Below are 1,018 nucleotides of genomic sequence, written 5' to 3' on the forward strand. Positions count from 1 at the left end.
GATGGGTAGGGGAGCGTCGTGTGCCGGGTGAAGCAGCCGCGGAAGCGAGTTGTGGACGGTTCACGAGTGAGAATGCAGGCATGAGTAGCGATTCACACGTGAGAAACGTGTGCGCCGATTGACTAAGGGTTCCTGGGTCAAGCTGATCTGCCCAGGGTAAGTCGGGACCTAAGGCGAGGCCGACAGGCGTAGTCGATGGATAACCGGTTGATATTCCGGTACCCGCTGTGAAGCGTCAAACATCGAGCATCGTGATGCTAAGGCCGTGAAGCCGTCCTGGAGCCTTCGGGCAAAGGGAAGTGGTGGAGCCGCCGGACCAAGCGGTTAGTAGGTGAGTGATGGGGTGACGCAGGAAGGTAGTCCATCCCGGGCGGTGGTTGTCCCGGGGTAAGGGTGTAGGCCGTGATCCAGGTAAATCCGGATCACATGGGGCTGAGACCTGATGCCGAGCCGATTGTGGTGAAGTGGATGATCCTATGCTGTCGAGAAAAGCCTCTAGCGAGTTTCATGGCGGCCCGTACCCTAAACCGACTCAGGTGGTCAGGTAGAGAATACCGAGGCGTTCGGGTGAACTATGGTTAAGGAACTCGGCAAAATGCCCCCGTAACTTCGGGAGAAGGGGGGCCACGCTTGGTGATCCGTTTTACACGGTGAGCTGGGGGTGGCCGCAGAGACCAGCGAGAAGCGACTGTTTACTAAAAACACAGGTCCGTGCGAAGCCGTAAGGCGATGTATACGGACTGACGCCTGCCCGGTGCTGGAACGTTAAGGGGACCGGTTAGCTCCATTTCGGTGGGGCGAAGCTGAGAACTTAAGCGCCAGTAAACGGCGGTGGTAACTATAACCATCCTAAGGTAGCGAAATTCCTTGTCGGGTAAGTTCCGACCTGCACGAATGGCGTAACGACTTCTCGACTGTCTCAACCATAGGCCCGGTGAAATTGCACTACGAGTAAAGATGCTCGTTTCGCGCAGCAGGACGGAAAGACCCCGGGACCTTTACTACAGTTTGATATTGG

Annotated in this window: 1 rRNA gene; it reads left to right on the forward strand. The window is 56.6% G+C overall.

From position 1 onward, the window contains the following. Nucleotides 1–1,018, forward strand: a 23S ribosomal RNA gene (locus ABZ281_RS50465); the annotation flags it as partial.

This window comes from Streptomyces sp. NPDC006265 (assembly GCF_040613555.1).
GTDB lineage: Bacteria > Actinomycetota > Actinomycetes > Streptomycetales > Streptomycetaceae > Streptomyces.